This window comes from Streptomyces sp. NPDC057638, from assembly GCF_042800315.1.
Classification (GTDB): Bacteria; Actinomycetota; Actinomycetes; order Streptomycetales; family Streptomycetaceae; genus Streptomyces.
The window spans coordinates 1-2,274 of sequence record NZ_JBHVHF010000557.1; the positions used below are offsets into that span (position 1 = coordinate 1).

2 protein-coding genes are annotated in these 2,274 nt (G+C 70.4%); both read right to left on the reverse strand.

The features are described 5' to 3' along the window. Positions 1-25 precede the first annotated feature (25 nt). Positions 26-673, reverse strand: coding sequence for a Uma2 family endonuclease (locus tag ACFVIM_RS34700; protein WP_384310254.1), 648 nt, complete (start codon positions 671-673; stop codon positions 26-28). 180 nt (positions 674-853) lie between these two features. Continuing rightward, the gene (gene serC, locus ACFVIM_RS34705) at positions 854-1,972 is read right to left on the reverse strand and encodes a phosphoserine transaminase (RefSeq protein WP_384310256.1); all 1,119 of its coding nucleotides are present in this window, start codon (positions 1,970-1,972) and stop codon (positions 854-856) included. Positions 1,973-2,274 lie beyond the last annotated feature (302 nt).

A 2,274-nucleotide genomic window follows, 5' to 3' on the forward strand; every position in this document is an offset into this window, starting at 1 on the left:
CGCGGGGGGCGGGCGGCGCACCGGGTCAGGCGTCGGAGCCCTGCTGTGTATCGGTCAGCTGCGGCTTCCCCGCTTCCAGCAGCGCGGCCACATCGAGCTTGACCTCGACGCCGAGGGACTCGGGGAGTGTGACCAGCTCGCCGGGCGCGTGCGTACGGTGGAGGCTGTAGGCGATTCCATCCGGGTCTGTGAGGACGTGGAGCCGCTGGTGCTGGCGGTCGACAATCACGTAGACGGGGACCCGTGCACTGGCGTAGGCCGTGACCTTACGGCGGAGATCAGCGCGGTAGTCACTGGACGTCACCTCCACAACCATGCGGAAGTAGCCAGGGTCGTAGCAGTTGTTCGCGACGTGATGATCCTCGAAGCCGACGTCGACAACCGCGAGGTCGGGAATGGCGAAGTCCTGTGGACCACTTGGCAGCCAGATGCCGACCGCTTGGATGATTTCGGTATCACCATCGTCGAGACCGGCGAGGATGAGAGGGCGCATCAGCTTGGTGAGAACCCTGCCATGGGCTCCATCAGCGGATGGGGACACGGTGATGACGCCTCCGATGATCTCGACGCGGTGCCCCGGGAGCTGCCGCGCGAGGTCCTCAGCCTCAGCGAGCAGGGGCTTGGGCCGGGGAGCCTCGCTCTCACAGGGGTACTCCACTGCTTCGGCGGACATGGGGCCTCCTGAGTGAACAGGTGTCGAGACCATCATCGTAGGCCGATGGTGTGCGCTACGCCCCGTAAGCCGACCCTCACCCACACGGGTGAGGGCCCCGCGCCCGGTCGGTGTCCGGGTGCGGGGCCCTCGGGTCCCTGGGCGGTCGGCGACCTCTCGGTCACCGGCCGTCGTCATGGCTCAGAGCTGCTCGATCACATAGTCCACGCAGGCCGTCAGCGCCTCGACATCGGCCGGGTCGACCGCCGGGAACATCGCCACACGGAGCTGGTTGCGCCCCAGCTTGCGGTAGGGCTCGGTGTCCACGATGCCGTTGGCGCGCAGGACCTTGGCGATGGCCGCCGCGTCCACGTCGTCGCTGAAGTCGATCGTGCCGATGACATGGGAGCGCTTGGCCGGGTCGGTCACGAACGGGGTGGCGTGCTTGGACGCGTCGGCCCACCCGTACAGCGCCTGCGCGGAGGCCGCCGTGCGCGCGGTCGACCAGGACAGACCGCCCTGGCCGTTGATCCACTTCACCTGCTCGTTGAGGAGGAAGAGGGTGGCCAGCGCGGGGGTGTTGTACGTCTGGTTCTTCAGCGAGTTGTCGATCGCGGTCGGCAGGCTGAAGAACTCCGGCACATGGCGGCCCGAGGCGTGCACCCGGGCGGCGCGCTCCAGGGCGGCCGGGGAGAACAGGGCGATCCACAGCCCGCCGTCGGCGGCGAAGGACTTCTGCGGCGCGAAGTAGTAGACGTCCGACTCGGCGCTGTCGACGGGCAGACCGCCCGCGCCGGAGGTGGCGTCCACCAGGACCAGGGCGCCCTCGTCGGCCCCCGCGACCCGGCGGATGGGCGCGGCGACGCCGGTGGAGGTCTCGTTGTGGGTGAGGGCGTAGACGTCGACGCCTTCTTCGGCGACCGGCTCCGGGTGCGAGCCCGGGTCGGCGGAGACGATGGTCGGGTCGGCCAGCCACGGCGCCAGCTTCGCCGCCTTGGCGAACTTGGAGGAGAACTCGCCGAACGACAGGTGCTGGGACTTCCGCTCGATCAGCCCGTGCGTCGCGATGTCCCAGAACGCGGTGGAGCCGCCGTTGCCGAGCACGACCTCGTAGCCGTCGGGGAGGGAGAACAGCTCGCTCAGTCCCGCGCGCACCTCGCCGACCAGGTTTTTGACCGGGGCCTGGCGGTGGGAGGTGCCGAGGAGGGAGGTGCCGGTCGCGGCGAGGGCGTCGAGCGCCTCCGTACGCACCTTGGAGGGGCCCGCGCCGAAACGGCCGTCGGCGGGCTTGATGTCAGCGGGAATCTGGATATCAGCCACGCATCGGAGCGTATCCCCTCGGGCGGCGGGGGCGCGGAGCAGGTCCGGCGGCTGAGACGGGCCCCGCGCCGGCCCGTTCCGGCCGGGCCCGTCCGCGCCCAGGACCTTGGCCGTGTCTGACAAATCCCGTCTGGCCCGCGACGCCCGGCACGCACTCCCCCTGGGCCCTGCGGCCCGGAGGTGCCCCCACCCCTGTGCCCTGCGGCCCGGGTGGGGGTGCCCCCGGGCGGAGCCTGGGGGAGTACCCCCAGCGTTGTCGGGATTTCCCGAGTACGTCCAGTACGAGGGAAACCGCCCCCTGG

Bases quoted from the DNA above. Each gene is read 5' to 3' on its own strand.
- ACFVIM_RS34700 (WP_384310254.1), bottom strand. From the start codon at position 673: ATGTCCGCCGAAGCAGTGGAGTACCCCTGTGAGAGCGAGGCTCCCCGG.